We start from the raw sequence: 24,749 nt of genomic DNA, 5'->3' as shown, positions 1-24,749 counted from the left end.
GGAATGTAACTTGTTACTTATTTGCCCGATTTAGTGCGCGCACGCGCTTTTTTTGTGCGCCATGCAGGGCAAGCATCCCTAGGGATGCCGTTGGACGGTGACAGCCACTAACCTGATCACAATGGGGCGAACCACAAGAATGCACAGGAATGCCACCGGCATGGCCAATCGATAGGCGCCCAGGGCATTGCTTAGATAATCCTCATTAATCCCGGAGTTGGCCGCCGTGATCACCAATGACATGAGAAAGGCCATGATTGCCGCCATATAGAACGCAAATACATAGGGAGCCATGGCGGCCGAGAGCTTCAATCGATTGTAAAAACGGATATTTGCAGAAGTCTTTGAATTCATGTCCAGCCCTTTTAAACACGGTTTCTTTGGGGAAACGCACCATATCAAGAACAAAAGTGCGCAACTAGACGGTAATTTCCGCTTACTTTATAAAGTAAAACTTACGAATAGCCCTTCTTTCAGGATTAGCCATGAATCTTCTTGCGGCCATCGCCAGCTTTACCAAGGTGGTTGAAACAGGCTCCATCGTGGGAGCGGCGAAAAACCTGGGGCTCAGTGCCGCAGCCGTCAGCCAGACCCTCAATCGCCTTGAGGAGCACCTGGGCACCCGCCTGCTGCAGCGCACTACGCGCAGCATGGCATTAACCGAAAGCGGAGCCATCTACTACGCCAAAGTGCAGCGTATCGTTGCAGACCTGGAGGCCGCCCAATCGGCAATCAGTGAGCCCCATGCCGAACTTCAGGGCCGGCTGTGCATTGCCTCTACCGCTGCATTCGGGCGCCATGTGCTGGCCCCGCTGGTTGCAGGCTTCGCGGCCCGCCACCCGCGCCTGACCCTTGAGCTCAACACCAGCGATAGCAAGATCAATCATATTCAAGCCGGGATTGATCTGAGCCTGAGGATCAAGCCGCAACTGGAGGAAGGAATTATCGCGCGCAAGATTGTCTCAGTGCCCTTTATCGTTTGCGCCGCCCCCTCCTATCTTGAACGGGCCGGTCGGCCGGATTCGCCGGAGCAACTCCAGCAGCATGCATGCCTGGGCTTTCGCTACCCGCTGGACGGCCGCTTCCTGCGCTGGGGATTTATTCGCGACTCAGGACATTACTATGCGGCGCTCAATGTGACCGCCATGAGCGACGACATTGACACCCTGGCCCAAATGGCTGCCCATGGTGCTGGCATAGCCCGGCTGGCGGAGTTCGTGGCGGCGCCCTTTATCGAGTCCGGGCAACTGGTGCCCCTGCTTGAGAGCAGTCATGGGCCAAGGGAGTCCGCTACCGAACCGCTGGATATTTACGTCTGTGTCCAGGACCGCAGCGCCATGACGCCTAAGGTAAAAGCCTTTATCGATTACTTGAGTGCACACCTGGAACAGCGCTGGCCGCAGGCAAACCTTTGAGCCATGCCGTGATCCGCGCGCCCTTGTGCCGCAGGCCAGCCATGGGCATGGCAAAGCAGCGGCCTTTACGCCTGCGGGTTTCGGTGCTATCAAAAAACAGCATCTGGCAAGACATCCACCCGCTCGGGCCCAGTGATGACAAGCCAGACCGCTGAGTACCTGAACCTGTGCATGTCTGAAGGCCCGCCACTGATCTGAGGAGTCATCATGTCCACACATACCGTTCGACTTCATCGCGTCATCAAAGCCCCGCCCGAACGTGTCTATCGGGCCTTCCTGGAAGCCGATGCCCTGGCCAGATGGCTGCCACCCTACGGCTACACCGGCAAGGTCCAGCACATGGATGCGACAGTGGGGGGTGGTTACAAAATGTCGTTCAGCAATTTCAGCACGGGCGAAACTCACTCGTTCGGCGGGCAATACCTGGAACTGGTACCCCATGAACTGATTCGCTACAGCGACAGCTTCGATGATCCAAACCTGCCGGGCGTCATGCACACAACGGTAGCCCTGCGGGCGGTTTCCTGCGGGACCGAATTGAGCGTGGTTCAAGAAGGCATACCCGGGGTCATCCCGCCAGAGGCCTGTTACCTTGGCTGGCAGGACTCGCTCATACAGCTCGCCAGGCTGGTCGAAAGTGAAATTGCCGAGTGACTCAATGCAGTCCCGTGCCGCCTGTTTGCCGATCGTTTCCACAGACAGGCGGCACGGCAATAACAGTTACAGCGGCTTGCCCGGGCTGACAGGCCCCGCAGTATCTTTGGCTGCTTGAGCCAGGCTTTTACCGCTCAGGGTAAGAGGCCGAAACTTCGAATACAGCCACAGACCGCACACGCAAGCGCTGCCTAGAAGGGTGCCGAACAACAGCGCCAGGAACAGGCCAACCAAGGGCCCTACGATAATCCCGGCAACCCCGTGCACAGGCTCCCCGTTCCAGTTGACCGTATCGAAACCGAATACAGCCAGGATCCCGCTGACTAGTCCGATGATCCCGAGTGAAATGACCAGCCCGATAAAAAACAGTTTGTAGATCGAGCCGACGCTAAGCCTCTGCACTGCAAATGTTGAGAACATTCGAAGACCTTCTGTAGTTTTTATATACGCCAGGCGCTGCCTGCTCGTTGTGTCCTGACAAACGTCACAGCCTGCGTCTGTGCGGCAGCCTTCATGGCTACTCCGACATTTTCCATTGAGTGATCAGCCTGTTTCTGGATTCACCGGACAACAATGCATTCACCGCATCCAGCAAATGCTGGTTGTCCTTGTGCATCATATAAACTTTATCGCTGGCGGTTCCGGGCAGAATCTGGCGAGTGGAAACACAGAACACACCGGGTTCCTGGCTCTGGTAATAATCCCCTTCAATCAGGTCGGTAAACATGATGTCGGCCTGACCACTACGAATCCCCTGCAAGCTGGCGATATTGTCCTGGGCTCGGACGATCTGGGCATCCTTGATATGTTTGTCGACGTACTCCTGATTGGTACCACCGGGGTTGACAGTCACCCGCACGCCCTTGCGATCAATCGCGTCCAATGACGCAAACTGAGCGACTTTGTCACACTGCGTCATGGCGATCTTGCCATTTTTGACCACCGGTGCAGAGAGCCCGAACTGGCTTTTTCTGGCCGGTGTATCGGTAATCCCGCCCATTGCGATATCGAACTTGTCTGCTGCCAGATCTGCAGACAGTGTTGGCCAGCTGCTGAGCACAAATCTGACATTGAGTTGCTGTTCATGACCAAGGGCCTTAGCCATATCAATATCAAAACCGGCCAGATCACCTTGTTTGTCGTGAAACGCCAGCGGAGCATAATCGCCAGGAACGCCGACCCGCAGCTCGCCGCTTTGCTTGATCTCCTGCCAACTTCTGGCGACCGCGCTCTGAGCGCCTAGCAGTGATAGCAGGATCACACACCCATAAAACCTTCTATTCATTGTTCTCTACCTGGTTTTTTGAATTGTTTTTGTAAGGCCGCGGTGGTTGTGCCGCACAGGACCGCATAGCTGAATGTAATACCAGTAACGCCACATACTGCCCGGAGCGTAGCCTGAGCCCCAAGCAATTTTCTGTTCTGATAACGGACCCTGCACATGAGAATTACCAGGGCGCCTGCCGTCCAATACCCGGGTGTTTCGCTTCGCCAGCTGGAAAGGACAGATATACCGCAATGGTACGCATACCTTTCACAACAAGCGGTTGTTCAACATACCAGCTGGAACCTGAGCTCAGAGCAAGACCTGTTACCCATGTTCGACGAGATGGACTCAACTCTTGCCACCTCCACAAGACGGCTGGCCATCACTGACGAACTGAATGGCGAGCTGATTGGAACCATTGGCTTTCATTCAATATCGCAAGTGAACCGTACGGCCGAAGTGGCTTATGATCTTGCGCCGCAATTCTGGGGCAAAGGCATTGCCAGCGCTGTCTGTACAGCGGTAACCCAATGGTCCTTTTTAAAGTACGGATGGGTGCGCGTACAAGGCACTGTGCTTGATACCAACCCCGGCTCAGCCCAGGTGCTGATAAACAGCGGATTCGAGTTCGAAGGAAGGTTGAGGTCATTGCGCATGGTCCGCGCAACACCACGCAACTTCGACCTGTATGCGCGCTTGAATACGGACTGACCTGATCAGGCCGAGGCTGACGCCAGGTAAACTGCAACGGCAACACTGAACCTGGGCCACTGTCGTCTCTTGCGTCGTCATGTCCTGTTGCCCAATAAAAAGCCCTGGATAACCAGGGCTTGAGCGTTTGTGTGTATCGACTGGACGCACGCCAGTGCAGATCGATTTTTGGCGATCCGCACCTTCAGTGGTCAGCTGTTAACTAACGGCGTTCCAGCGTCAGGTAATTGAAGGCAGGAATCAGCCCGACCCGAAGGTTGTGCGATGTACCATAAATATCAATGACGCTGAAATCGTGGGTCATTCGGTTTGGCACTTCTATATTGTTAGTCACCGATTGGTAGAAATAAAAGTTCTCCTCCATAATGACTTGTCCAATCACCACTTCACCCTCGCGAGGGTATTTTATTTTACCTTCAATGCCCATGTGTCGGCCTAAATAAGTTAGCCACACACCTGTGTACTCCCTGCTCAGGCCGTTTCTCATAATGCCGATATACTCGGGCTTGTTCGTCAACCTGGTCACTTGACTTCCAGGCAAGCCAAAGTAGGTGACGGTGCATTTGGACTTTCCGCTGCCATGGGCCGCCCAGACAACGCCGTTTTGAGAGGAGTAATTGGTTATCGTTTTAATGGGCAGGCTGCGACCGTTGGGCATTCGAATATTGACATGATGTTCAAATGCACGAAATTTTCCGGCAAAATCTCCATGGCCAATCGGGGTATCTTTCAAATAGCCGTTGGCGAGGCGATCGCCGTAGTTTTCCGATGGCAAGCGCGGAAAGGTAAGTGGTTCGACTTCAAACGATGAATTGAATTTTCCGCGCTTATCACCTTCTCCCGTATCGTCACCCACTTCACTGTAGTTGGTACGAAATACGGTACCGTCACTGTTATTGATACGAACGGCCAGTCGACGCAAGGTAGTTGCCGTGGTTCGCACATAAAACTGGACAGTCTGGTAGTCGGCCCTGGGTTGACTGAGCGCCTGGTTTTGCGTGTGCAACTCCAACCCTGGCTGCGCTTGCTCATGGGGCTGCAGCGGTACGCCCTCAAGGGCTTGATCCAAGGTAGGCGGGTCAATAGCAGCCTGTTCGAACAGCTTGGGCTGCTCCAGCCGCAAGCTGCGAATGGAGTCAAGGAAACCCCGATCCCACGCATAGCCCAGGTTAGTGAATGTGGTACACCATGGATGCAGTTGTTCACCCAAATAGATGATTTCCGAAGTGCCGTAATCAATCAGTCGGATGGTGGCCAGATCCGCTGGCGTTACAGTTACGAAGTTCCCCGATGCGTCCTTGGCCGCCAGACGCACAGTGACAAGTAATTGTTGATTGCCATTATTAAGAAGCGGGTAGCGCGAATTTTGCAAGTGACTGTCATTATTTACAAACACTTTAAAATAAGACAACTGGTTCCAGCCAGAGGCCTTTACATCTTGTACTTCAACTTCACTCATAGCGATTATCCTGAAGAGCGGTGACCGGGCAATGTTTAAAAGATCAACTCTCGAGACAGCGCATTTGCTATTAACTGCACCGGCAGACGGGTGGCGCCTGAAGAGTCAGACGTCCTGCAGTATCCCGATAACATACCCGTGGCGCAGCCCTCTCACCTTGTCCACAGCGCATCTACAAAGACAGTCATGGAGGTATTACACATGCCCGGTTAAATATGCGAAAACCAACTCGTAAAGTAGTTGTGCTCTACAAACTGCCTTGAACAGGCTTGCCAGCCGAATATAACGCCCCTGTGCCACGGATCATTGCAGTAAAGGAATATGTGCCACTTTCAATGATGCGGCTCTTGCCAGGAATCGCTGTGCGACGCACTGCCACCCCCTGCACCATCGCCCCCGGCTCCCCCGCCCTTGCCAGCACTTCTGGAGTCGCCCTTATCACCTTTGCCGCCACCTGAAGAAGACGGGCGAACCGGCCCCTGCTTTGGAATCGAAAGCTCGGCGGGTACGGGATCAAGATCAAGCACGGCGCGAATGAAGTCACGAAGCGAGGTAACCAGTTCGGCGGTATGAATGGGACGCCCTGCCACCAGCTCCGTGGCTGCTACTGCCGCCATCCGGACCTGCTCCTCGGTACCCAGCAGAATGATATCGGACAGCGCCGCTTCAACCGCATCGCGTACCCGCCTTGAGCGGTCGCCATTGCCCTGCACGGCAACAGCTTGGGTCAGGGTCACGCTCTCGGCAGCCTGATCCGGGCTGGTGTTGGCAGTCGCAGTCCTGCGGCGCAAATCCCGCAGATGAGTGGGATCAACCTCAAGATTTCCGGTGAAGGAGCCACCCAGGGTTTTGTAGGCCGCGATGAGGGTACGCAAACGTTCATTGATCTGACGGTTTTCCCGCTCCCGCCGTTGCTGGATCGTATGCATAGCCAGCAGACGAATCCCGACCCCGATAACGGTGATCAGGACTAATCCTGCAAGCGTTGAGAGGATGCCCTCCCAGGAACTGAAATCCAGATTGCGCATGCTGACTCCAGGACTCGAAGGTGGTCCGGTTTAACCAGACTCCCGAACTGGAGACTCTAGCATCCTGCGCGGTCAGCATCTGTGAGCTGCCAGCCAGGGCTGCCCGGGGTAACAGGCAGCCTGGCCAGCGCGGATCAGGCAGTACCTGTCGCGGTGCTGGAGCCGTTTGCCGGCGCTGTTGCAGGGTGGGCAATTTCCCAGGCATCACGGGGCTCGTCCAGGTCGCGATTGAGGGTTTCCGGGGTCTTGAAGGTTGTATAGAGGGTGATCAGTGTGAGCAGGGTCAGATAGCAGGCAATCGGCAGCCAGGCACCGACCCCGGCGCTGGCGTCGCCGTCATGGCTGGCCACGACCAGGGCGATAAGACCGGCACCGATCAGCGGCGCAATCCCCCCTGCAATCACTGCCGAGGCTTCCCGGGCGATCGACACCCCCATGTAGCGGTGGCGCGAGCCGAACAGTTCAGGCATCAGTGCCGCCTGGGTGCCGAACATACCCCATGTGCCGATGCCCAGCGCGATGGAGATGGCGATGATGCTCGCCACCACGTTGCCCAGGCTCAGCACCCACCATACCGGGAAGGCCAGGGCCAGTTGCAGCAGGGCGAAGGCCCGGTAAACCACCACGCGCCCGAACCGGTCGCTGAGCATGCCGGCAACCGGTACGGTGAGCGCGCCGAGACTGGCGGCGCAGATAAGTGTCAGCACGCCCACCGGCCCTTGCAGACCTACCACGCCAACGATGTAGCTCACAGCCAGGGCCTGGTAAATCGATGAACCGCCGTTTTCCCCCAGGCGCAGGCCGATACCGATCAGCAAGCTGGGCCGGGAGTGTTTCATCGCACTTTTCAGCGGGTTGACGCTGACGCGCTTGAGCGCCTTGAGGCGGATGAAGGTCGGCGACTCCTTGAGAGACAGACGCATGTACAGCCCCAGCGCCACGATCACCACACTGCTGAAGAACGGCACGCGCCACAGCCCGCTCTCGATGACATCGTCATTGCCGCTGACCACCAGGAAATACACCACTGCCGCGAGGATGGTGCCCAGCTGGATGCCAAGGAACGGCAAGGCGGCATAGAAACCGCGCCGGCCCCGGGGTGCGTATTCGGTCATCATCACCGCCGCACCGGCCTGTTCGGCGCCTGCGCCCAGCCCTTGAAGCAGACGCAGAATCACCAGCAGTGCCGGTGCCAGATAACCGACCTGATGGAAACTTGGCAGGGCTCCGATCAGGGTGCTGGAAACGCCCATCAGCAGCACCGTCGACGTCAGCACGAACTTGCGCCCGACGCGGTCGCCGATCATGCCGAACAGCACGCCGCCCAGGGGCCGTACGGCAAAGCCCAGGAAATAGGTGCCGAAACTGGCGATCAGGCTCATGGCCCGGGTCTGCTCAGGAAAGAACAACGGCCCGAAGATCAGCGCCGAAGCCAGGGTATACAGCGCAAAGTCGTAGTACTCCAGGGCACTGCCCAGGGAGCAGGCCCAGGCGGCACGGTTCAGGTCTTGCTTGCGCGCCTGGCCGTCGGGGATCAAGGCGCTGTCGCATGGGGCGTTATCGAGAGACATAGGGGGACCTCCAGGTGCCTTTACGGCATCTTGTTATTGACCGGTGGTGGGGCTGGTTACAAGTTCAACCGCTGTATTTCCTGAAGCATGGCCTGCTCCATGATGTCGAGGGGCGCTTCTTTTGCGGTGTACAGCTCGATTTGCCGACAGGCTTGATGGACCAGCATCCGGGTGCCGGCCACGGTCGTGCAGCCCAGGGCTTTGGCTTGCTGCAGCAGTGCGGTATGCACCGGCATGAACGCCACATCCATGACAATCAGATGGCTGGCCAGGCGCCCGTCCAGCGGGTTGCTGTCCGGCTGCTTGAAGCCCACCGAGGTGGCATTGATCACGATATCGAAGTTGCTGGCCGTGAATGCCTCGACGCTGCCCCCCCATCGGGCCCCCAGATCCTCGGCCAGGGCAGTACCGCGTTCGGCAGTGCGGTTGAACAGCGTGACCCGGGCCGCCGCTTGCAAGCAGCCGAAGACCACCGCACGGGCGGCGCCGCCGGCACCGATCACGGCGATACGTTTGTCCCGCAGACCGGTAACCTCCTGCAACGCGCGAATCGCCCCCAGGTAGTCGGTGTTGTAGCCGGTGAGCACCCCGTCGACATTGTTTATGGTGTTGACCGCGCCAATCACCCGGGCCGACTCGTCGATGGCATCCAGATGAGGCATCACCGCAGTTTTGTAGGGCATGGAGACATTCATGCCGCGCACCCCCAGAGCGCGAATGGCCGCCACGGCAGCAACCGGGTCTTCGACGCCAAAACAGACAAAGGTGTAGTCCAGCCCCAGGGCCGCATAGGCCGCGTTGTGGATCTTTGCCGAGAGTGAAAACGGCGACCCCATGATAGAGCCGCACAGCGTTGGCAGGGATTGAGGCATAGCAGAGTCCTTGGCGTGGGAGTCAGACGACGTGATTCAAGCCACCCTCGACGAACAGGGACTGGCGGCGAAAGCTGTCGATCATGTCCATCTCCTTCCCTGGATCGATGAGTGGGGTCAATGCCGCCACTTTCAACCGCTACCTCCCCGGGACGCCAATCGTTTATGTTGATGCCGTGATCACCGCCTGTTATCACCAAAAAACCGTCACCCTCCGGGAGCAAATCCCGCAGGCGTTCTGGCCGGTTCTGGATATGGGCGCCGGAGCGCGATTTGACGCAGGAAAACCAGCCGCCAGGGCGGGCCAGTACGTCCGCCAGCCCCCGGGACCGGCACAAACAATGGGAGGCCGGCGCCAGAGAAGCTGAAGACCCGTTATCGCCCGCCGTACAACTACCGTCATACTTATGCGACAATATGCGTAATGTCTGGCATGAATCCCGCCTTTATTGCCCAACAGCTTGGACACAGCGTCCAGATGCTGCTCTCGACTTATGCCCGCTGGTTGAACTCAAGCGGCGACTGGGGAGAGATGGATAAGCTCCAAAATGCCCCAGGAATGGCCCAAGCGCCAAATGCGCGGCCCGCAACCCATTGATAGGTAAAGTAATTGATCTCCACAGCTAACATCACGATGCAGTTCGGCGCAAAGCCGCTATTCGAGAACGTATCCGTAAAATTCAGCGCCGGTAACCGTTATGGTTTGATCGGTGCCAACGGTTGCGGCAAGTCCACCTTCATGAAAATCCTCGGCGGAGACCTTGAGCCGTCCGGCGGTCAGGTCATGCTGGAGCCGAACGTACGTCTGGGTAAATTGCGTCAGGACCAGTTCGCCTACGAAGAATTTACCGTGATCGATACCGTGATCATGGGCCACGAAGAGCTGTGGAAGGTCAAGGCTGAGCGCGACCGCATCTATTCCCTGCCGGAAATGACCGAAGAAGACGGTATGGCCGTGGCCGAACTCGAAACCGAGTTCGCCGAAATGGACGGCTACACCGCTGAATCCCGTGCCGGCGAATTGCTGCTGGGCCTGGGTATCGGTATCGAGCAACACAACGGCCCGATGAGCGAAGTGTCGCCAGGCTGGAAGTTGCGGGTATTGCTGGCGCAGGCACTGTTTTCCGATCCTGAAGTACTGCTGCTCGACGAACCGACCAACCACCTGGATATCAACACCATCCGCTGGCTGGAAAACATTCTGACCCAGCGCAACAGCCTGATGATCATCATCTCCCACGACCGGCACTTCCTGAACAGTGTCTGTACCCACATGGCTGACCTTGACTACGGCGAGCTGCGCCTGTTCCCGGGCAACTATGACGAGTACATGACGGTTGCGACCCAGTCGCGCGAGCAACTGCTGTCGGAAAACGCCAAGAAAAAGGCCCAGATCAACGAGCTGCAATCGTTCGTCAGCCGTTTCTCGGCCAACGCCTCGAAATCCAAGCAAGCCAGCTCCCGTGCCAAGCAGATCGACAAGATCACCCTGGCCGAGGTCAAGCCTTCGAGCCGTGTCAGCCCGTTCATTCGTTTCGAACAGAACAAAAAGCTGCACCGCCAGGCGGTCATCGTCGAGAATATGGCCAAGGGCTTCGACGGCAAGACCCTGTTCAAGGACTTCAGCTTTACCGTTGAAGCCGGTGAGCGCGTAGCGATCATTGGTCCGAACGGTATCGGCAAAACCACACTGTTGCGCACCCTGGTCAATGAACTGACGCCGGATGCAGGTACGGTCAAGTGGACTGAAGCGGCAGAACTGGGCTACTACGCCCAGGATCACGCCCACGACTTCGAAGACGACTACACCCTGTTCGACTGGATGGGCCAGTGGACCCAGGGCGAGCAAATGGTACGTGGCACTCTGGGCCGCATGCTGTTCTCAAACGATGACATCCTCAAGTCGGTGAAAGTGATTTCCGGTGGTGAGCAAGGTCGCATGCTGTTCGGCAAGCTGATCCTGCAAAAGCCGAACGTGTTGATCATGGACGAACCGACCAACCACCTTGACATGGAATCCATCGAAGCACTGAACCTGGCGCTCGAGAACTACCCTGGCACCCTGGTCTTCGTCAGCCATGACCGTGAATTCGTATCCTCGCTGGCCACTCGTATTATCGAGCTGAGCCCAAGCGGCGTGATCGACTTCAGCGGTACTTACGATGACTACCTGCGCAGCCAGGGCGTTGTGTTCTGATATCGGACACTGCGCATCGCTGAACAAAGCGTCATCACGAAAACCCCGTCACACTGACGCAATGCTGTTCACATAAGTAAACCCTGCCTTTGCAGGAGCGAGCTTGTCTCGCGATGATTGTTAACGAGAATGCGTGTTACAGATTGAACACAGCACCCTCGAGCACATCGCGATACAAGCTCGCTCCCACCGTTGAGACAGCAGTCGTTTACGTGACCGGCATTGCGCCCGCTGACGGGGTTTTTCGTTTCTGCCAGACCACGAATATCGTTAGCCTGCTTTCTTTTGTCCCGGGGCCACGCCATGATGCCGGTCTACGACTGACAGCCGGACACTCTGCTTATGCCTGCGCAACATCCCTCCCCCGCGAGCTCGCTGTCGGTCACGCTGCAAATTCTGTCAATCGTGTTCTACACCTTCATCGCCTTCATCTGCATCGGCCTGCCGATTGCCGTATTACCGGGCTATGTCCATGACCAGCTGGGTTTCAGCGCCGTGGTTGCAGGCCTGGCCATAGCGTCGCAGTACCTGGCCACCTTACTCAGCCGACCCGGGGCCGGACGTCTGGTGGACAGCCGCGGGACCAAGCCCGCCATCGTTTATGGCCTGACCGGAATCGCCATCAGTGGCGCTCTGACGTTGCTGGCAGTGATGCTCCAGGACTGGCCATTGCTGAGCCTGGGGGTCTTGATTGTCGGGCGGATTTTCCTGGGCATCGCCCAGGGACTGATAGGTGTCGGCACTATTGTCTGGGGTATTGGCCAGGTTGGCGCCGAGCACACTGCCCGGGCAATCGGCTGGAACGGCATCGCTTCCTACGGCGCCATTGCCATAGGTGCGCCGCTGGGGGTGGTGATGATTGACCGCCTTGGCTTCCTCAGCCTGGGCATCGCCCTGCTAGTGCTGGCGGTGCTGGCACTGCTGCTGATACGCAACAAGCCTTCGATCCCGGTGGTTCGCGGCGTCCCACTGCCCTTCTGGTCAGTGTTCAGCCTGATTGCCCCGTACGGCATCAGCCTGACTCTGGCCTCCATTGGCTATGGCACCCTCACCACATTCATCACCCTGTTTTATATCGACCGCGGCTGGTTCGGCGCAGCCTATTGCCTGTCGGTATTCGGTGTGTGCTTTATCCTGGCGCGGCTGTTATTCACTAACAGCATCAATCGCTTTGGCGGCTACAGCGTGGCGATCGCCTGCATGACCATCGAAACCGTCGGTCTTGGATTGCTGTGGCTGGCCCCCTCAACCGGCTATGCCCTTGCGGGTGCGGGGCTGGCGGGGTTTGGCCTGTCCCTGGTGTACCCGGCCCTTGGCGTAGAAGCCGTCAAACAGGTGCCCCTCTCCAGCCGCGGCGCGGGGTTAAGCGCCTATGCCGTGTTCTTCGATCTGGCGCTGGCCATTGCCGGGCCGATCATGGGCGCCATTGCCTTGAACATGGGCTACCCATGGATCTTTTTCAGTGCAGCACTTTTGAGTGTGCTGGGCTTGACCCTGACGGTCGGGCTATCCCTGCGCAAAGCCCGCTAGCGCCTCGACCAACAGCCCTTACGGACCTGTTGCGACCGTACTCGTGGTTGGCGATGAGCCCAGGGTTTTGCTGAAAAACCGCCCGGCCTCGTAAATCAGATCGCGATGGACATTCTCGCGATCGACCCCCAGGGCATCCGTACACAAACCGGGCATTACCGCCTTTTGTGCATCGGTACAGGGCGCCATGAACACAAAATGCCCGGCACCGGGGATCACCTTGAACTCAGGCTCCACCGGCAGTTTGCGCGCCAGGGCATCGGCGTTTTTATCGGGGTACACCAGCTTGTCGTTATCGCCGCTGTAGAGCAGCACGGGCACATGCACTTGCGCCAGGGTTTCACGCCCGAACATCAGGCTCAACGGCGCCATCAATAACAGTGCACGCACCCGTGGATCGGCTACCGGCACCAGATCATCGCGGTCGGCGGTCAACTCGCCCTTGGTGGTGCACGCATCATGATCATCCGGGCGTTCCTGACAGTAACGGCGCAGGCGGTCCAGATCGGGCTGGGCTCCGGCCAGGATCAGAGCCGTTTCGCCGCCTGCGGAATAACCGATGACTCCCACCTCATCGTCATGCACATAGGCCGAGAGTTCGGGGTCGGCCAGCACAGCGCTGATGGCCGCCGAAATCTGCATCGGGCGGCCGTAAAGATTACTCAAGGTGCCCAAACGGCTATGGTCCTTATAGTTATCTCCGGGGTGCAGTACCGCCACCACCACAAACCCCTTGCGCGCCAGCGATGTAGCCAGATCGTGCAGGGCCAGCGGCGTCCCCGTGTTGCCATGGGACAACAGCAGCAGCGGGTAATGGCCCATGGCGATTTTGGCCTCTTCGGTGGCCTCGATCTCATAACCGCCGATTTTGCTTATGCCTTCGGCATCAGTGGACGGATAAAAGGCAATGGCATGCATCGGCTGTTCATCCAGCGGATCGAGAAAACTCAGGCGATGAAAACCAGCACTCCAGTGCACCGCGGGCTCGGCCTGCGCCATGACGGGGCAAGTTGCCAACAACAAAACCAGTACTGCCCACAGACGCATCATCGATGCTCACCTTGAATGACGCCCGGTTAATGCCAGCGCTGCCAGGACCTTGATCCAGAGGCTTTGCATAACCCGAGCCAGAGGCTAAGGCCAGACGTAAAAAACTCCGTACCCTGGCCACTTCAAGCGCCCAGAATACAGAGTTTAGTAGGTGTAACGATTTAGATAACTTACGCCGCGCTGAACAGATCCTGCTTAATTTGCGCCTGTGCATCGTTCATGGCTTTGCTGCGAACTTCATCACCATAGGCAAGGCCATGGGCCCGTACGAACTCAACATCGGTGATCCCCAGAAAGCCCAACAGCACCTTCAGATAATCGTCGTGGGCTGCGCCAGTGGCTTGCCCGGCGTGCATGCCGCCGGAAGTCGAAACCACGATGACTTTCTTGTTGCCGCACAGGCCCTGGGGGCCGGCTTCGGTGTAGCGGAACGTCTGGCCGGCCACTGCGATCCGGTCGATCCAGGCCTTGAGCTGAGTTGGAATGGTGAAGTTGTACATCGGAGCAGCAATCACCACTGCGTCCGCTTCCAGAAATTGTGCCAGGGTTGCAGCGCTCAACTCGGCTTCGTGCTTTTGCGCCGCATCGCGCAATTCGGCCGGGGTACCGGCGGCCACCAGAGTCGCTGCCGAGAAGTGATTAATGGCCTCGCTGGCCAGGTCACGATAACTCACTTCAACCCCTGGCTCTGCCGCTTGCCAGGCCTTGACCACTTCGCGGCTCAACTGACGCGAAGCCGAGTTGTCGCCCAGAATGCTCGAATCGATATGCAATAGTTTCATGGTGATCTCCAAGTGAGGACCGCCACTGGGCGATCAAGTGAGGTAGATGCTACCAATGAAAGTAATCGACGATAAGGCTGCCAACATGCGATAGTTCGTCCTACCTGTAGGACAGTGAGCCCAGCCATGCAAGACCTTAACGATCTCTATTACTTTGCCAAGGTGGTCGAAGCCGGTGGTTTCGCTGCTGCCGGCCGTTTGCTCGGCATTCCAAAATCGCGTTTGTCGCGACGTGTGGCCGAACTTGAGGAACGTCTCGGGGCGCGCCTGCTGCAGCGCACCACGCGTCAGTTGAAGCTGACCGCCGTCGGCGAGCGCTACCTGAGCCATTGCCAGGCCATGTTGCTGCAGGCCGAGATGGCAGACGAGGCTGTCGCCAGCATGTCCAGCGAGCCGCGGGGGCGCTTGCGGGTGTCCTGCCCGGTGGGGCTGGCCCATGAATTCATGCCCGGAGTCATCAGCTCTTTTCTGAGTGCCTACCCACACGTACAGCTGGAAGTGATTTTGCTCAACCGGCGCGTCGACCTGATCACCGAGGGCATTGATGTGGCCTTGCGCGTGCGCGAGCTGGGGGATGAAGACCCGTTGCTGGTCACCCGCCGCTTACGTCAGGCCCAGACGGTAATGGTTGCCAGCCCGGAATTTGCCCGCCAGTGGCCGATCAATAGTCCTGACGACCTGAAAAACGTGCCACTGCTGGGCGCACTTGAAGCTGACCGCATGGTCCATCTGCGGATGCTCGATGAACAGGGCAAAGCCAGCGACCTGGTACTGGAAGCACGGCTTGGCATTGATGATTTTGTGGTACGCAAAGCCTGCGCACTGTCCGGTCTTGGTTTTACCGTGCTGCCCATGATGTATTGCGAACAGGAACTGCAAAGTGGCCAGCTGGTACAGCTACTGCCCAAGTGGTCACTGCCCGGCGGCTGGCTGCATGCCGTATACCCCCATCGACGCGGGGTGATGCCGGCCGTGCGGGCCTGGATCGATCACCTGGCCGAAACGTTCAACCGTTGTGGAGACAAATTGCTATGAACCAGGCCATGACCAAGCAACAGGTAGCCGACTTCTGCCGCAGCTTGCCCGGGGTCAAGGAGGATGTGAAATGGGGCGGGGTCGAGGTGTTCTACATCGACCAGAGCAAGATGTTTGCCCTGTTCAACCTCAACAGCAACGGGCTGTCGTTCAAGGTCGAGAAAGACTTGTTCCTGGGCTACGTGGACCGCCCGGGGATACGCCCGTCACCGTATCTGGCGCGGGCGTACTGGATCAATATGCAGGCGCCCTACCCCATGGGCGCCGCAGAGTTACAAGACCTGCTGCGCCGCTCCCACCAGTTGGTGGTCGACAAACTGCCGAAAAAACGGCAGATCGGCTTGCTCCTCTGATGGCTTACAGATCCGCGAAGGTCAGCTTCAGGAACAGCACATCAATCCACAGCGCCTGATGCACGGCCACGATCAGCCAGAACCACAGCTGATAGGAGAGTTTGCGGGTTTTATGGCGAAACAGCTGTTGCGCCACCAGCGCCCCGGGCCAGCCGCCCAGCAACTCTACCCCGTGCAAGACCTTCTCCGGGGTGCGCCACTGACCGGCTTTGGCCTGTTGCTTGTCGTACCAGTACAGAGCAAACGCCAGGCAGCTTGCCAGGCCATAGACCAGTAACGGTACGCGGCTGATGCCGGTGAGCAACAGACTCACCGAACCGCCCAGGGGCAACGCGCAGACTGCTACAAACACCAGCAGCTTGATCTTCAGGCCACGAATCGGCGCGCCGTTTTTATCGGGCATCCCTCCATGGCCCGCACCTTCCTTCGCCGTTTTTCTCACGCAGAAGCTGCCGACCAGTTGATCCAGCCAAACTGCCAGGTCGCCAGAATCAGCAGACCGAATGCAATCCGGTACCAGGCGAACGCGGCATAACTATGGTTCGAAATGAACTTGAGCAAGGCCCGTACTGCGATCATCGCGAAGATAAACGAGGTCACAAAACCAATCGCGAACACCGGCAAATCGTCCGGCTGGAACAGGTGACGGTATTTGTAACCCGAATACACCGCCGCACCGACCATGGTCGGCATTGCCAGGAAGAACGAGAACTCGGTAGCCGCCTTGCGCGACAGGCCAAACAGCAGGCCGCCGATAATTGTGGAACCCGAACGCGACGTGCCGGGGATCATGGCCAGACATTGCGCAAAACCGATTTTCACTGCGTCTTTCCAGGTCATGTCGTCTACGGTTTCAGCACGGATCACATGCTGGCGACGTTCGGCCCAGAGCATGATCACACCGCCTACCACCAATGCCGTGGCCACAGTAATGGGGTTGAACAGGTACTCATGAATCACGTCGGCAAAAATCACCCCCAGCACCACCGCCGGCATTACCGCGATGATCAGGTTGACAGTAAAGCGCCGGGCTTGTGGTTGAGTTGGCAGACCGACGACAACGTCGATGATCTTGCGGCGAAATTCCCAGACCACGGCCAGAATCGCACCCAGCTGAATAATGATATTGAACGCCATGGCGCGTTCGCCGCCGAAGTTCAGCAAGTCCGCCACAATGATTTGGTGGCCGGTACTCGAGATCGGCAAGAATTCCGTAAGGCCTTCTACTACACCCAGTATCAACGCCTGTGCGGCAGTCCAAAGATCCATCGTTCCCCCATAAGGCCCTGCGTCTTGCAGAGCGGATTAGTCAAAAATCGAGATGTGAGTGCAACCGCTGCCGCGGGGGTGGGTTACAGCCGTGTCATTTTCACCAAGGTGATGTGAAATAACTGTCGGAAATCAATAAATATCCGGCGTTGGAATTCCGGCCGAGATCCTATCAGACGCGTTCCAGTTTGGCTGCTATGACATCGAGAGGGGGGCCAGATCAAAACGATCCAGTAGGAGCTGACAAGCTTTGCGAGGCTGCGATCGGCGGCGTGTCGTCGTAAAACCTTTCCCTCGGTGTGTCAGGTGGGTCGAGGGTGAGGTGCTACGGGCGTTTGCCCCTCCCGTCACTCGATAGCCGGAACGACGCGGATGCCCATCACAGGAGGCCGAACGCAGGTGCTGTTGTGGGGGTGGCGAGGCAGGACGCCGAGCCAGCCGTGCCGGGCCATGGATGGCCCGTCACGGCGTGCCCCCACAACAGTGCCGGAGTGAGGGAACCGGGCGAGCCTAGGCGAGCTCGGCCGTATGGTAGGGCACAGACCTTTTGGTTCCTTTTGGGGCGTTTGCCAAAAGGGACTCGCCGTAAGGGCGAAACCCGTAAATCGCCGTTGCGCATTGAACGGATATGTACCTAGTTCAAGCAACTGGAATACCGTGTACATATCCGTTTGATGTATCACGGCTCTCTACGGGTTCCGCCCTTACGGCGGCTCACTTTTGTCAAACAGCCGAGTGTCGACCACCACAAAAGTAAGCAAAAAGGCCTTGCCCCAGCGTACGGCCTTCGCTGCGCTCAGGTTCCCTCGCTCCGGCCCCGCTCCGTGGCCACGCCGTGACGGGCCATCCATGGCCCAACACGGCTCTCCCGGCATCCATGCCGGGAGGACCACTACGCAGAACCTCCTCTCGGCCTCCCGAAGGGGCCAGTAGATCAAGATCAAAAGCAGATCAAAAGCAGATCAAAAGCAGATCAAAAGCAGATCAAAAACTACCTTGTAAGCGCTGTTTTGCTTTTTGCTTTTAAAGGCGATGCCCCTCCCGTCACTCGATAGCCGGAACGACGCGGATGCCCACAACAGCGCCGGAGTGAGGGCACCGGGCGAGCCTAGGCGAGCTCGGCCGTATGGTAGGGCACAGACCTTTTGGTTCCTTTTGGGGCGTTTGCCAAAAGGGACTCGCCGTAAGGGCGAAACCCGTAAAAAGCCGTGATACATAAAACGGATATGTACCTGTGTGGCTGCTACCGGGAGCAGGCTCGGCCCTAGGCGATAACGATATCGCTACCCACCAGCGAGGCCAGTCCCACACCGACCAAGGTCACCGAGTCACTGCCAAAACTCAGCACGGTGTCATTCCCGGACACACTGGCATGGGCCCGGTAATCGGCCTCATGACCACCCTCCACGCCCAGGAAAACCAGGCGGTCGGCGGGCTGGTAGCCCAGCAAGGTGTCGTTGCCGAAATGCCCGTTGAAGACAAAGGTATTGCTACCACCCACCGATTCCAGCAGGTCATCACCAGCGCCACCGATAAACACATCATTACCCGCCGATCCAAGCAAATGATCGTTGCCGCCCTGACCCAGCAGCCAGTCACCGTGATCACCGGCCTTGAGGGTGCTGTCGCCCGGCCCTGCGTTCACCGAATGGGTGTAGTCCGTGCGGCTATTGCCGGCCCATAGACCGTCATCTGCAACCCGATGGCTGACCGCCTTGCTCAGCCCCAGCCAGCCGGGCTCATCGCTGACTAACAGGCTGATATCCCGGGCAAGGGTGATACCGCCATGGTTGTCGCGCACATACAAAGTGCCCTGTCCGTCATTGACTACATCTACCCGGTTCAGGGACTGCTGCAGGTCCAGAGTATTGACCCCCTTGCCCCCCAGAATGATGTTGTAACCACCGCTGTCGCGAAAGCTGTCATTGCCATCGCGACCTTCGAGAAAGTCATTGCCGCGCCCGCCCCGGATCAGGTCGTTACCCTCACTGCCTATGATCAAGGTAGTGCCCGTGTGCTTCTCGGCGTTGCGGTTCAGATCCTGTACCCAGTTATTTTCCCGCGCCGGGTTGGACAGGTTGGCCACCACGATGGTCGAGTCCTTGTGCGTCAGGTCATAGAAGGCCGAATCAAGAATACGGTTCATCCCGCTTTCGTAGCCGCTGGGCAAGTGAGTGACCCAGGTCGAGACATTGGCGATGGAAAACGGCATCAGGTTCCACGCCACAGATGCGTAGTGATCGTTGAAACTCACAATGTTGTTGGTGGCAGACGCTTGATTGGCGTCATGCACTCCCAGGGATGACAGGCTGAAGTCCGACCCGTTGAGGGCGCGGAACACCGGATCGTTCTCATAGCCGATATTCAGCACATTGGAGGTAACGGTACTTTGCGTCGGCGAGGCAAAGGCAATGTAGCTGGCATCACGATAAAACCCTGACCAATGATCGCCACTCAAGTCAGCCAGGCTATTGACGGCCAGCCCGCCCAGGCTATGGCCGCTAACCAGCACATCCTTGCCTGCCAGGCCCTGGCTGCCGGCAAAGGCAGCGACCTTGCCCAATAAGCTGTCAAAGGCGTTGCCGGTGTAATTTTTGGCGTAATCGGCAGGCCCGATGGCGGCCAGCAAATCACTGATGGCATCACCGATGGAATCACTAATCAAGGATTCCCGTGGCCCGCTGGTGCCGCGAAAACCGATACCGATAGCGGTCAGTTGCCCATCGGCGTCGTACTTGCCGAGGATCTCCACTTGGGCGCTGTCATAGCCCGGCTTTTCACCGAAAAATGTCCCGCGCTGATCGACTTTGCCTGCATAACCCAGCTGCTGCGCGCTGATGGGGCTCCAGCCGGCTTTTTCCACCGCTTCCCGGGCCAGTTTTTCCGAGTCCGGGTTCCACGGGATACCCGGCACCACCCCCTGAGAATCCACGCCACCAAGCACGGCCTTGACCAGGGTGGCGGGCAGACCGGTACCCATGCCATTTTTCTGGTAGCCCACGGCAAAGCCATTATCGAGGTTGTGGTAGCTATAAAGCGTGATCGCCAATGCATCTTTAAACAGTGCCGCAGACACGTTTGACCCTACATCCTTGTAGTCAAAAACTGCCATGGTTTTACTCTCCTGATTAATCAAACGGACGCACAAAGGCCTCATCGACCCGTGCCAGATCCTGCTCGCCCAGCGTGCCGGCGTAAAAGTGCAATTTGGTCCACGCCAATAAATAGTCGTAGCGGGTTTGTGCCAGATCCCGGCGCGTGGTGTAGAGCTGTTGCTCGGCGTTCAAGGCATCAAGATTGACCCGCTCGCCCCCCAGAATGCTTTGCCGGGTAGAGACCACCAGCGCTTGCGCCGAGGTCAGGGCTTTTTGATAGGCACGCAACTTGTTCCCCCCCGACAGACAGGCGTTGAACTGGCGCCTCAGTTCGATCAGGGTTTCCCGGGTTTTACCTTCCAGTTCATATTCCACCCGGGCCAGATTGCTGCCGGCCTGACGCACCGACGCCGACACGCCGCCCCCTGAATAGAGCGGCAGGCTGACTTCAATGCCGATGGTGTTGGTGTCATAGCGCTGGTTATAGGTGTTGCCGCTGTCGGACTCCATCTTGCGCACGCTGGCATAGGCATTGAGTTTGGGCAGATGGCCGGCGCGGTTGCGCTCGACCTCATAGCGCGCCACCTCCAGTGCCTCGCGTTGCGACGCCAGCTCCGGGTTGTTGGCCAGGGCCATGGCATGCCAGGTGGCGAAGTTGGCCGGCTCCAGCGGTAACGGGTTGAAGGCCGCCGCCAGCGGCTGCAACTGCTCGATGCTCACCGACTCAGTGCCAATCAACGCCCCCAGCTCGCGCAAGGCGGCGTCCTGCTCATCAATGGCCTGGATCTCCTCGGCCGTGGCCAGTTCGTAGCGCGACTCGGCTTCAAGGATGTCGGTGCGGGTGCCCTCGCCCTGTTGAAACATCTGCTGGTTTTGCCGGAACTGCTGTTCGTAGGCTTTTTTCTTGGCGCGGGCGATATCGATCTGATCCTGGGCAAACAGGGCCTGGGTGTAGTGCGTCAGCACACGCACCAACAACTCCTGACTCTTGCTGCGAAAACTTTCATCGGCAAACAGGGCCTGGGCCACACCTTTGCGGTAGTTGGCGTAGGCCTCGTAGTCGATCAGTGGCTGCTGCACCATAAAGGTCGAGCCATAGCTGTTGTAGTTGCGGTCCTCATGGGTGTTACCGCGTTCGTTCAAATAAGTGGCCTGGGAGTTGTTGCGCCCCTTGTTGTAGCTATAGGACAACCTGGGTAGCAGGCCGGCGCGGCCAATAATCCGGTTTTCCAGCCCCGCGTCGCGCTCCTTCATGGCCCCGAGAAAGGTCGGATCATTGCGCAGCGCCTGTTCGTATACCTCAAAAGGTCCCATCGCCTGGGCGCTGGCACCCAGGCTTAACCACAGCGCAGCAGCCAGGCTCACTTTAAAAACTGTTTTCATCGGTCGCAGCATCCTATCGCTCAGTCAACGCAGAACCTGCGCGATCCAGCAGCGGTTTGAACAAGTAGTTGAGCAGCGAGCGTTCGCCGGTGCGCACAAACATCTCGGCCGGCATCCCGGGTTTGATCACCAGTCCGTTGAGCTTTTCCAGCGCCTGGTCACTGACCGTACTGCGCAGCACGTAGTACGGCATGCCGGTTTTCTCGTCGAGCATCTGGTCGGCCGACACCAGGCTGACTTCACCCGATACCCGCGGCGTAGTGCTCTGATTGAACGCGGTAAACAGAATGTCCACCGCCAGTGCGCTACCCACCCGGTCCACCAGGTTCACCGGCAGACGCCCTTCCACCTCCAGACGTGCGTCCTGGGGCACAATTTCCAGCAAGGTTTCCCCTGCCCGCACCACGGCGCCCTCGGTATGCACCCCCAGGTTGACCGCAATGCCATCCGCCGGTGCAGTGATTTCACTGTGTTGCAGATCAAAGCTGGCCGACGCCAGTTGCTGCTCCAGGGTCAGGCTTTTGAGCCGGGCATCGGCCAACTGGCTGCGGACCTCCTTCTGGTACTCATCAATGTGCTGCGCCAGCTTGAGCCGTGACTCCAGAATGCCCTGCTCGATGCGTCCGCTTTCGCCGCTGTTTTGCGCAAGATCCTGCTGAATCTGCGACAGCTGCCGTTCGTACTCCAGCAAGCGGTTACGCGGGATGTAGCCGTTTTCTGCCAGCGGTCGCAGATTGCTCAACTGTTGACGCAAGGAGTCGGCCTGGGCCAATTGATCTCCCCGTGCCCGGCGCATGCCCGACAGCTGCTGCGCAGCCCCTTCAATGCTGGCCTTGAGCCCCGCCTGCTCGCGGGCAAAGGACTCCCGACGGCTGCTGAACAATTGCTGCTGACCTTCGAGCACCAGGGCCAGTCGCGGGTCGGGATCGAGACTCAACTCGGGGCCGAAATTCACCCGCTGCAAGTTGTCGCGCTCGCTTTGCCAGCGGGCCACGCTGGCCCGGGCCATGCGGTATTGCGCGCGCAGCGATTGCACATCGGCCTCGACCTGGGTGGGGTCCAGTTGAAACAACGGTTGCCCCTGATGCACCGCCTGCCCTTCGTGCACCAGAATCTGAGTCACCACCCCGGCCCCCAATGACTGCACGGCCTTGCGCTTGCCCGACACCACCACCGTGCCTTGCACGGCAAGCCCCTCGTCCAGCGGCGCCAGGCTGGCCCACAGAAAGAAACTGCCCGCACCGACGATGGTCAGGACCCAGCCCATTCGTACGTAAAAGCCTGCACCCCGTGCTGGCTGATGGTTATCACTCATGATCGGAGCGTCCTTGCTCATGCGCCTGCACTCTGGCGGTTTAGGCTGGTGGGTTTCTGGGCACCGGCCAATGCCTTGAGCACCTCGGCCGTGGGCCCGAACGCCTGGGTCCGGCCTTCATTGAGGACCAGCAATTTGTCGGTCTGGGCCAACGATGAGGAACGATGGGTCACCAGCACCACCGTGCGCCCGTCAGCCTTGAGTTGGGCAATGGCACGGCTCAGCGCTGCATCGCCCACCGTATCGAGATTGGAATTGGGTTCGTCCAGCACCACCAGGCAGGGGCTGCCATACAAGGCCCGGGCCAGCGCCACCCGTTGTTTCTGACCGCCGGACAGACCACTGCCTGCATCCCCCAGCAGCGTGTCGTACCCCTGGGGCAGGCGCAGGATCATTTCGTGCACCCCGGCCTGGCGCGCCGCTTCAACCACTAGCTGCGCATCGGCCTCGCGGAAACGCGCGATGTTTTCGGCAATGCTGCCACTGAACAGCTCGATGTCCTGGGGCAAATAACCGAGGTGGGGGCCGAGCTGGTCGCGATTCCACTGATGGATATCGGCAGCGTCCAGGCGCACGGTGCCGGCCAGCGTTGGCCATACACCCACCAGCACCCGGGCCAGCGTCGACTTGCCGGAACCGGAAGCTCCCAGCACGCCCAGCACTTCCCCGGGGTTGAGGCTGAAACTGACCTGCTGCAAGGTCGCCAGCCGCTTGCCCGGCGGCGCGGCACTGACCTGCTCGAAGCTCACCTGCCCCTTGGGCACAGGCAATGTCATGTTGTCCTGGGTGACCGGATGCTGGCAAAGCAGGCTGTCCAGTCGCTGGTAGGCAAGTCGTGCCGAACTCCATTGTTTCCACACGCCAATCAACTGATCGATGGGGCTCAATACCCGGCCCATCAGGATGGAACCGGCAATCATCATCCCGGCGCTCATCTGGCCCTCAATCACCAGCCAGGCGCCCAGGCCGAGCACCAGCGATTGCAGGCATAAACGCAAGGTTTTGCTGATGGAGCCGATCACGGCCCCGGTGTCACTGGCCTTGTTCTGTTCAGCCAGAAACCGAGAATGCAGGTTGAACCAGCGCTTGCGCAACACACTCAGCATGCCCATTGCCTGAATGGTCTCGGCGTTGTGCAGATGGCTGCTGGCCAGTTGGCTGGATTGCTGGGAGTAGACGCTGGCCCGGGCCAGAGACTGGCGGGTCATGAGTTCGTTGATGCACGCCAGGCCAATCAACAGCACGGCACCGGCCGTGGCCAGCACCCCAAGCCAGAGATTGAACCCATAGATCACAAACAGATAAATCGGAAACCACGGCGCATCGAAGAACGCAAACAGCGCAGGGCCAGTGACAAATTGACGAATCAGGGTCAGATCACCCAGCGCCTGGCCGGCCTGGGCCTGACCGTTGAGCAGGTTGCGTTCGAATGCCGCCCGGTACACCTGTTGGTTGAAGCGGCGCTCCAACTGACTACCGATGCGGATAACAATAAAACTACGGACCGTTTCAAGCATCCCGATAAAGATAAAAAACCCCACGACCATTAATGACAACATGGCCAGCGTCGTGGTGTTTTGCGAAGACAAAACCCGGTCATACACCTGCAACATATAAATGGACGGCACCAGCATCAATATATTGATCAAGGCCGTAAAACAGCCGACGCTGATCAAAATACTTTTATAGTCAGCCAGCGCATGTATTAACGGTGCGACAGGCGTATTGTTCAGCCGCTTCATGCATCTTCCTTGATGAATAAA

Annotated in this window: 22 protein-coding genes; 7 read left to right on the top strand and 15 right to left on the bottom strand. The window is 58.3% G+C overall.

Annotation, left to right across the window (positions count from 1 at the left end):
• Window positions 1-78: 78 nt before the first annotated feature.
• Window positions 79-354 (bottom strand): DUF2798 domain-containing protein, encoded by a 276-nt coding sequence (locus WG29040_RS00410; RefSeq protein WP_127195354.1) that lies wholly within the window; start codon window positions 352-354, stop codon window positions 79-81.
• Window positions 355-485: 131 nt separating this feature from the next.
• On the opposite strand from WG29040_RS00410, the gene WG29040_RS00405 reads away from it, so the two are divergent.
• Window positions 486-1,415 carry a LysR family transcriptional regulator gene (locus WG29040_RS00405; RefSeq protein WP_010657041.1) on the top strand — a complete coding sequence of 310 codons (930 nt, stop codon included), beginning with the start codon at window positions 486-488 and terminating at the stop codon, window positions 1,413-1,415.
• Window positions 1,416-1,622: 207 nt separating this feature from the next.
• The gene (locus WG29040_RS00400) at window positions 1,623-2,069 is read left to right on the top strand and encodes an SRPBCC family protein (RefSeq protein ID WP_127195353.1); all 447 of its coding nucleotides are present in this window, start codon (window positions 1,623-1,625) and stop codon (window positions 2,067-2,069) included.
• A 66-nt stretch (window positions 2,070-2,135) separates the two neighbouring features.
• Here WG29040_RS00400 and WG29040_RS00395 read toward each other — a convergent pair whose 3' ends face one another.
• Window positions 2,136-2,489 (bottom strand): hypothetical protein, encoded by a 354-nt coding sequence (locus WG29040_RS00395; protein ID WP_127195352.1) that lies wholly within the window; start codon window positions 2,487-2,489, stop codon window positions 2,136-2,138.
• Window positions 2,490-2,586: 97 nt separating this feature from the next.
• A complete protein-coding gene (locus tag WG29040_RS00390) occupies window positions 2,587-3,354 on the bottom strand; it encodes a transporter substrate-binding domain-containing protein (protein ID WP_029612844.1) in 768 nt (255 codons plus the stop codon).
• Between the two features lie 156 nt (window positions 3,355-3,510).
• Between WG29040_RS00390 and WG29040_RS00385 the strand changes: the two genes are divergently transcribed.
• Window positions 3,511-4,047: a GNAT family N-acetyltransferase gene (locus WG29040_RS00385; RefSeq protein ID WP_127195351.1), complete on the top strand. Its 537-nt coding sequence runs from the start codon at window positions 3,511-3,513 to the stop codon at window positions 4,045-4,047.
• 202 nt (window positions 4,048-4,249) lie between these two features.
• Here WG29040_RS00385 and WG29040_RS00380 read toward each other — a convergent pair whose 3' ends face one another.
• From WG29040_RS00380 to aroE, 4 genes are all read right to left on the bottom strand, one after another.
• Window positions 4,250-5,506 carry a hypothetical protein gene (locus WG29040_RS00380; RefSeq protein ID WP_003445808.1) on the bottom strand — a complete coding sequence of 419 codons (1,257 nt, stop codon included), beginning with the start codon at window positions 5,504-5,506 and terminating at the stop codon, window positions 4,250-4,252.
• Between the two features lie 332 nt (window positions 5,507-5,838).
• On the bottom strand, window positions 5,839-6,534 hold the full coding sequence (locus tag WG29040_RS00375; RefSeq protein WP_127195350.1) for a hypothetical protein: 696 nt from the start codon (window positions 6,532-6,534) through the stop codon (window positions 5,839-5,841).
• A gap of 134 nt (window positions 6,535-6,668) precedes the next feature.
• Complete coding sequence (locus tag WG29040_RS00370; RefSeq protein ID WP_127195349.1) at window positions 6,669-8,105, bottom strand: MFS transporter; 1,437 nt, start codon at window positions 8,103-8,105, stop codon at window positions 6,669-6,671.
• A gap of 56 nt (window positions 8,106-8,161) precedes the next feature.
• Window positions 8,162-8,977: a shikimate dehydrogenase gene (gene aroE, locus WG29040_RS00365; RefSeq protein WP_127195348.1), complete on the bottom strand. Its 816-nt coding sequence runs from the start codon at window positions 8,975-8,977 to the stop codon at window positions 8,162-8,164.
• A gap of 610 nt (window positions 8,978-9,587) precedes the next feature.
• On the opposite strand from aroE, the gene WG29040_RS00355 reads away from it, so the two are divergent.
• Together WG29040_RS00355 and WG29040_RS00350 are read left to right on the top strand one after the other, a co-directional pair.
• A complete protein-coding gene (locus WG29040_RS00355) occupies window positions 9,588-11,174 on the top strand; it encodes an ABC-F family ATPase (RefSeq protein WP_003445814.1) in 1,587 nt (528 codons plus the stop codon).
• A 342-nt stretch (window positions 11,175-11,516) separates the two neighbouring features.
• On the top strand, window positions 11,517-12,704 hold the full coding sequence (locus tag WG29040_RS00350; RefSeq protein ID WP_127195347.1) for an MFS transporter: 1,188 nt from the start codon (window positions 11,517-11,519) through the stop codon (window positions 12,702-12,704).
• A gap of 18 nt (window positions 12,705-12,722) precedes the next feature.
• On the opposite strand, the gene WG29040_RS00345 is transcribed toward WG29040_RS00350, so the two are convergent.
• Both WG29040_RS00345 and WG29040_RS00340 read right to left on the bottom strand, forming a co-directional pair.
• Window positions 12,723-13,754 carry a hypothetical protein gene (locus WG29040_RS00345; RefSeq protein WP_003445823.1) on the bottom strand — a complete coding sequence of 344 codons (1,032 nt, stop codon included), beginning with the start codon at window positions 13,752-13,754 and terminating at the stop codon, window positions 12,723-12,725.
• Between the two features lie 170 nt (window positions 13,755-13,924).
• On the bottom strand, window positions 13,925-14,536 hold the full coding sequence (locus WG29040_RS00340) for an FMN-dependent NADH-azoreductase (protein ID WP_003445824.1): 612 nt from the start codon (window positions 14,534-14,536) through the stop codon (window positions 13,925-13,927).
• Between the two features lie 126 nt (window positions 14,537-14,662).
• Between WG29040_RS00340 and WG29040_RS00335 the strand changes: the two genes are divergently transcribed.
• Window positions 14,663-15,571 carry a LysR substrate-binding domain-containing protein gene (locus WG29040_RS00335; protein ID WP_003445825.1) on the top strand — a complete coding sequence of 303 codons (909 nt, stop codon included), beginning with the start codon at window positions 14,663-14,665 and terminating at the stop codon, window positions 15,569-15,571.
• 8 nt (window positions 15,572-15,579) lie between these two features.
• Window positions 15,580-15,924, top strand: a complete 345-nt coding sequence (locus WG29040_RS00330) for an MmcQ/YjbR family DNA-binding protein (RefSeq protein ID WP_127195346.1) — start codon at window positions 15,580-15,582, stop codon at window positions 15,922-15,924.
• 4 nt (window positions 15,925-15,928) lie between these two features.
• On the opposite strand, the gene WG29040_RS00325 is transcribed toward WG29040_RS00330, so the two are convergent.
• The 6 genes from WG29040_RS00325 to WG29040_RS00290 all read right to left on the bottom strand — a co-directional run bounded on the left by WG29040_RS00325 (window position 15,929) and on the right by WG29040_RS00290 (window position 24,728).
• Window positions 15,929-16,327 (bottom strand): DUF1294 domain-containing protein, encoded by a 399-nt coding sequence (locus WG29040_RS00325; RefSeq protein ID WP_003445827.1) that lies wholly within the window; start codon window positions 16,325-16,327, stop codon window positions 15,929-15,931.
• A gap of 35 nt (window positions 16,328-16,362) precedes the next feature.
• Window positions 16,363-17,193, bottom strand: a complete 831-nt coding sequence (locus WG29040_RS00320; protein WP_003445828.1) for an undecaprenyl-diphosphate phosphatase — start codon at window positions 17,191-17,193, stop codon at window positions 16,363-16,365.
• A gap of 1,264 nt (window positions 17,194-18,457) precedes the next feature.
• Window positions 18,458-20,305, bottom strand: a complete 1,848-nt coding sequence (locus WG29040_RS00305) for a polyurethanase (RefSeq protein WP_127195343.1) — start codon at window positions 20,303-20,305, stop codon at window positions 18,458-18,460.
• Window positions 20,306-20,321: 16 nt separating this feature from the next.
• Window positions 20,322-21,671 (bottom strand): TolC family outer membrane protein, encoded by a 1,350-nt coding sequence (locus tag WG29040_RS00300; protein ID WP_003445837.1) that lies wholly within the window; start codon window positions 21,669-21,671, stop codon window positions 20,322-20,324.
• Window positions 21,672-21,684: 13 nt separating this feature from the next.
• Window positions 21,685-23,007, bottom strand: a complete 1,323-nt coding sequence (locus WG29040_RS00295; RefSeq protein ID WP_127195342.1) for an HlyD family type I secretion periplasmic adaptor subunit — start codon at window positions 23,005-23,007, stop codon at window positions 21,685-21,687.
• Window positions 23,004-24,728 (bottom strand): type I secretion system permease/ATPase, encoded by a 1,725-nt coding sequence (locus WG29040_RS00290; RefSeq protein WP_127195341.1) that lies wholly within the window; start codon window positions 24,726-24,728, stop codon window positions 23,004-23,006. Before WG29040_RS00290 ends, WG29040_RS00295 begins: the two co-directional genes overlap by 4 nt.
• Window positions 24,729-24,749 lie beyond the last annotated feature (21 nt).

The organism is Pseudomonas sp. PAMC 29040 (genome assembly GCF_003994535.1).
GTDB lineage: Bacteria > Pseudomonadota > Gammaproteobacteria > Pseudomonadales > Pseudomonadaceae > Aquipseudomonas > Aquipseudomonas paraversuta.
The sequence above is the reverse complement of the archived record's forward strand: the minus strand, read 5'-3'. Positions and strand labels throughout refer to the sequence as shown.

What these genes read in the sequence shown, in the direction of transcription:
- WG29040_RS00410 (WP_127195354.1), bottom strand. Translation starts at nt 354, where the DNA reads ATGAATTCAAAGACTTCTGCAAATATCCGTTTTTACAATCGATTGAAG.
- WG29040_RS00325 (WP_003445827.1), bottom strand. Translation starts at nt 16,327, where the DNA reads ATGCCCGATAAAAACGGCGCGCCGATTCGTGGCCTGAAGATCAAGCTG.
- WG29040_RS00295 (WP_127195342.1), bottom strand. Translation starts at nt 23,007, where the DNA reads ATGAGCAAGGACGCTCCGATCATGAGTGATAACCATCAGCCAGCACGG.
- WG29040_RS00320 (WP_003445828.1), bottom strand. Translation starts at nt 17,193, where the DNA reads ATGGATCTTTGGACTGCCGCACAGGCGTTGATACTGGGTGTAGTAGAA.
- WG29040_RS00400 (WP_127195353.1), top strand. Translation starts at nt 1,623, where the DNA reads ATGTCCACACATACCGTTCGACTTCATCGCGTCATCAAAGCCCCGCCC.
- WG29040_RS00385 (WP_127195351.1), top strand. Translation starts at nt 3,511, where the DNA reads ATGAGAATTACCAGGGCGCCTGCCGTCCAATACCCGGGTGTTTCGCTT.
- WG29040_RS00340 (WP_003445824.1), bottom strand. Translation starts at nt 14,536, where the DNA reads ATGAAACTATTGCATATCGATTCGAGCATTCTGGGCGACAACTCGGCT.
- WG29040_RS00345 (WP_003445823.1), bottom strand. Translation starts at nt 13,754, where the DNA reads ATGATGCGTCTGTGGGCAGTACTGGTTTTGTTGTTGGCAACTTGCCCC.
- WG29040_RS00390 (WP_029612844.1), bottom strand. Translation starts at nt 3,354, where the DNA reads ATGAATAGAAGGTTTTATGGGTGTGTGATCCTGCTATCACTGCTAGGC.
- WG29040_RS00380 (WP_003445808.1), bottom strand. Translation starts at nt 5,506, where the DNA reads ATGAGTGAAGTTGAAGTACAAGATGTAAAGGCCTCTGGCTGGAACCAG.
- WG29040_RS00335 (WP_003445825.1), top strand. Translation starts at nt 14,663, where the DNA reads ATGCAAGACCTTAACGATCTCTATTACTTTGCCAAGGTGGTCGAAGCC.
- WG29040_RS00330 (WP_127195346.1), top strand. Translation starts at nt 15,580, where the DNA reads ATGACCAAGCAACAGGTAGCCGACTTCTGCCGCAGCTTGCCCGGGGTC.
- aroE (WP_127195348.1), bottom strand. Translation starts at nt 8,977, where the DNA reads ATGCCTCAATCCCTGCCAACGCTGTGCGGCTCTATCATGGGGTCGCCG.
- WG29040_RS00350 (WP_127195347.1), top strand. Translation starts at nt 11,517, where the DNA reads ATGCCTGCGCAACATCCCTCCCCCGCGAGCTCGCTGTCGGTCACGCTG.
- WG29040_RS00405 (WP_010657041.1), top strand. Translation starts at nt 486, where the DNA reads ATGAATCTTCTTGCGGCCATCGCCAGCTTTACCAAGGTGGTTGAAACA.
- WG29040_RS00370 (WP_127195349.1), bottom strand. Translation starts at nt 8,105, where the DNA reads ATGTCTCTCGATAACGCCCCATGCGACAGCGCCTTGATCCCCGACGGC.
- WG29040_RS00300 (WP_003445837.1), bottom strand. Translation starts at nt 21,671, where the DNA reads ATGAAAACAGTTTTTAAAGTGAGCCTGGCTGCTGCGCTGTGGTTAAGC.
- WG29040_RS00305 (WP_127195343.1), bottom strand. Translation starts at nt 20,305, where the DNA reads ATGGCAGTTTTTGACTACAAGGATGTAGGGTCAAACGTGTCTGCGGCA.
- WG29040_RS00290 (WP_127195341.1), bottom strand. Translation starts at nt 24,728, where the DNA reads ATGAAGCGGCTGAACAATACGCCTGTCGCACCGTTAATACATGCGCTG.
- WG29040_RS00395 (WP_127195352.1), bottom strand. Translation starts at nt 2,489, where the DNA reads ATGTTCTCAACATTTGCAGTGCAGAGGCTTAGCGTCGGCTCGATCTAC.
- WG29040_RS00375 (WP_127195350.1), bottom strand. Translation starts at nt 6,534, where the DNA reads ATGCGCAATCTGGATTTCAGTTCCTGGGAGGGCATCCTCTCAACGCTT.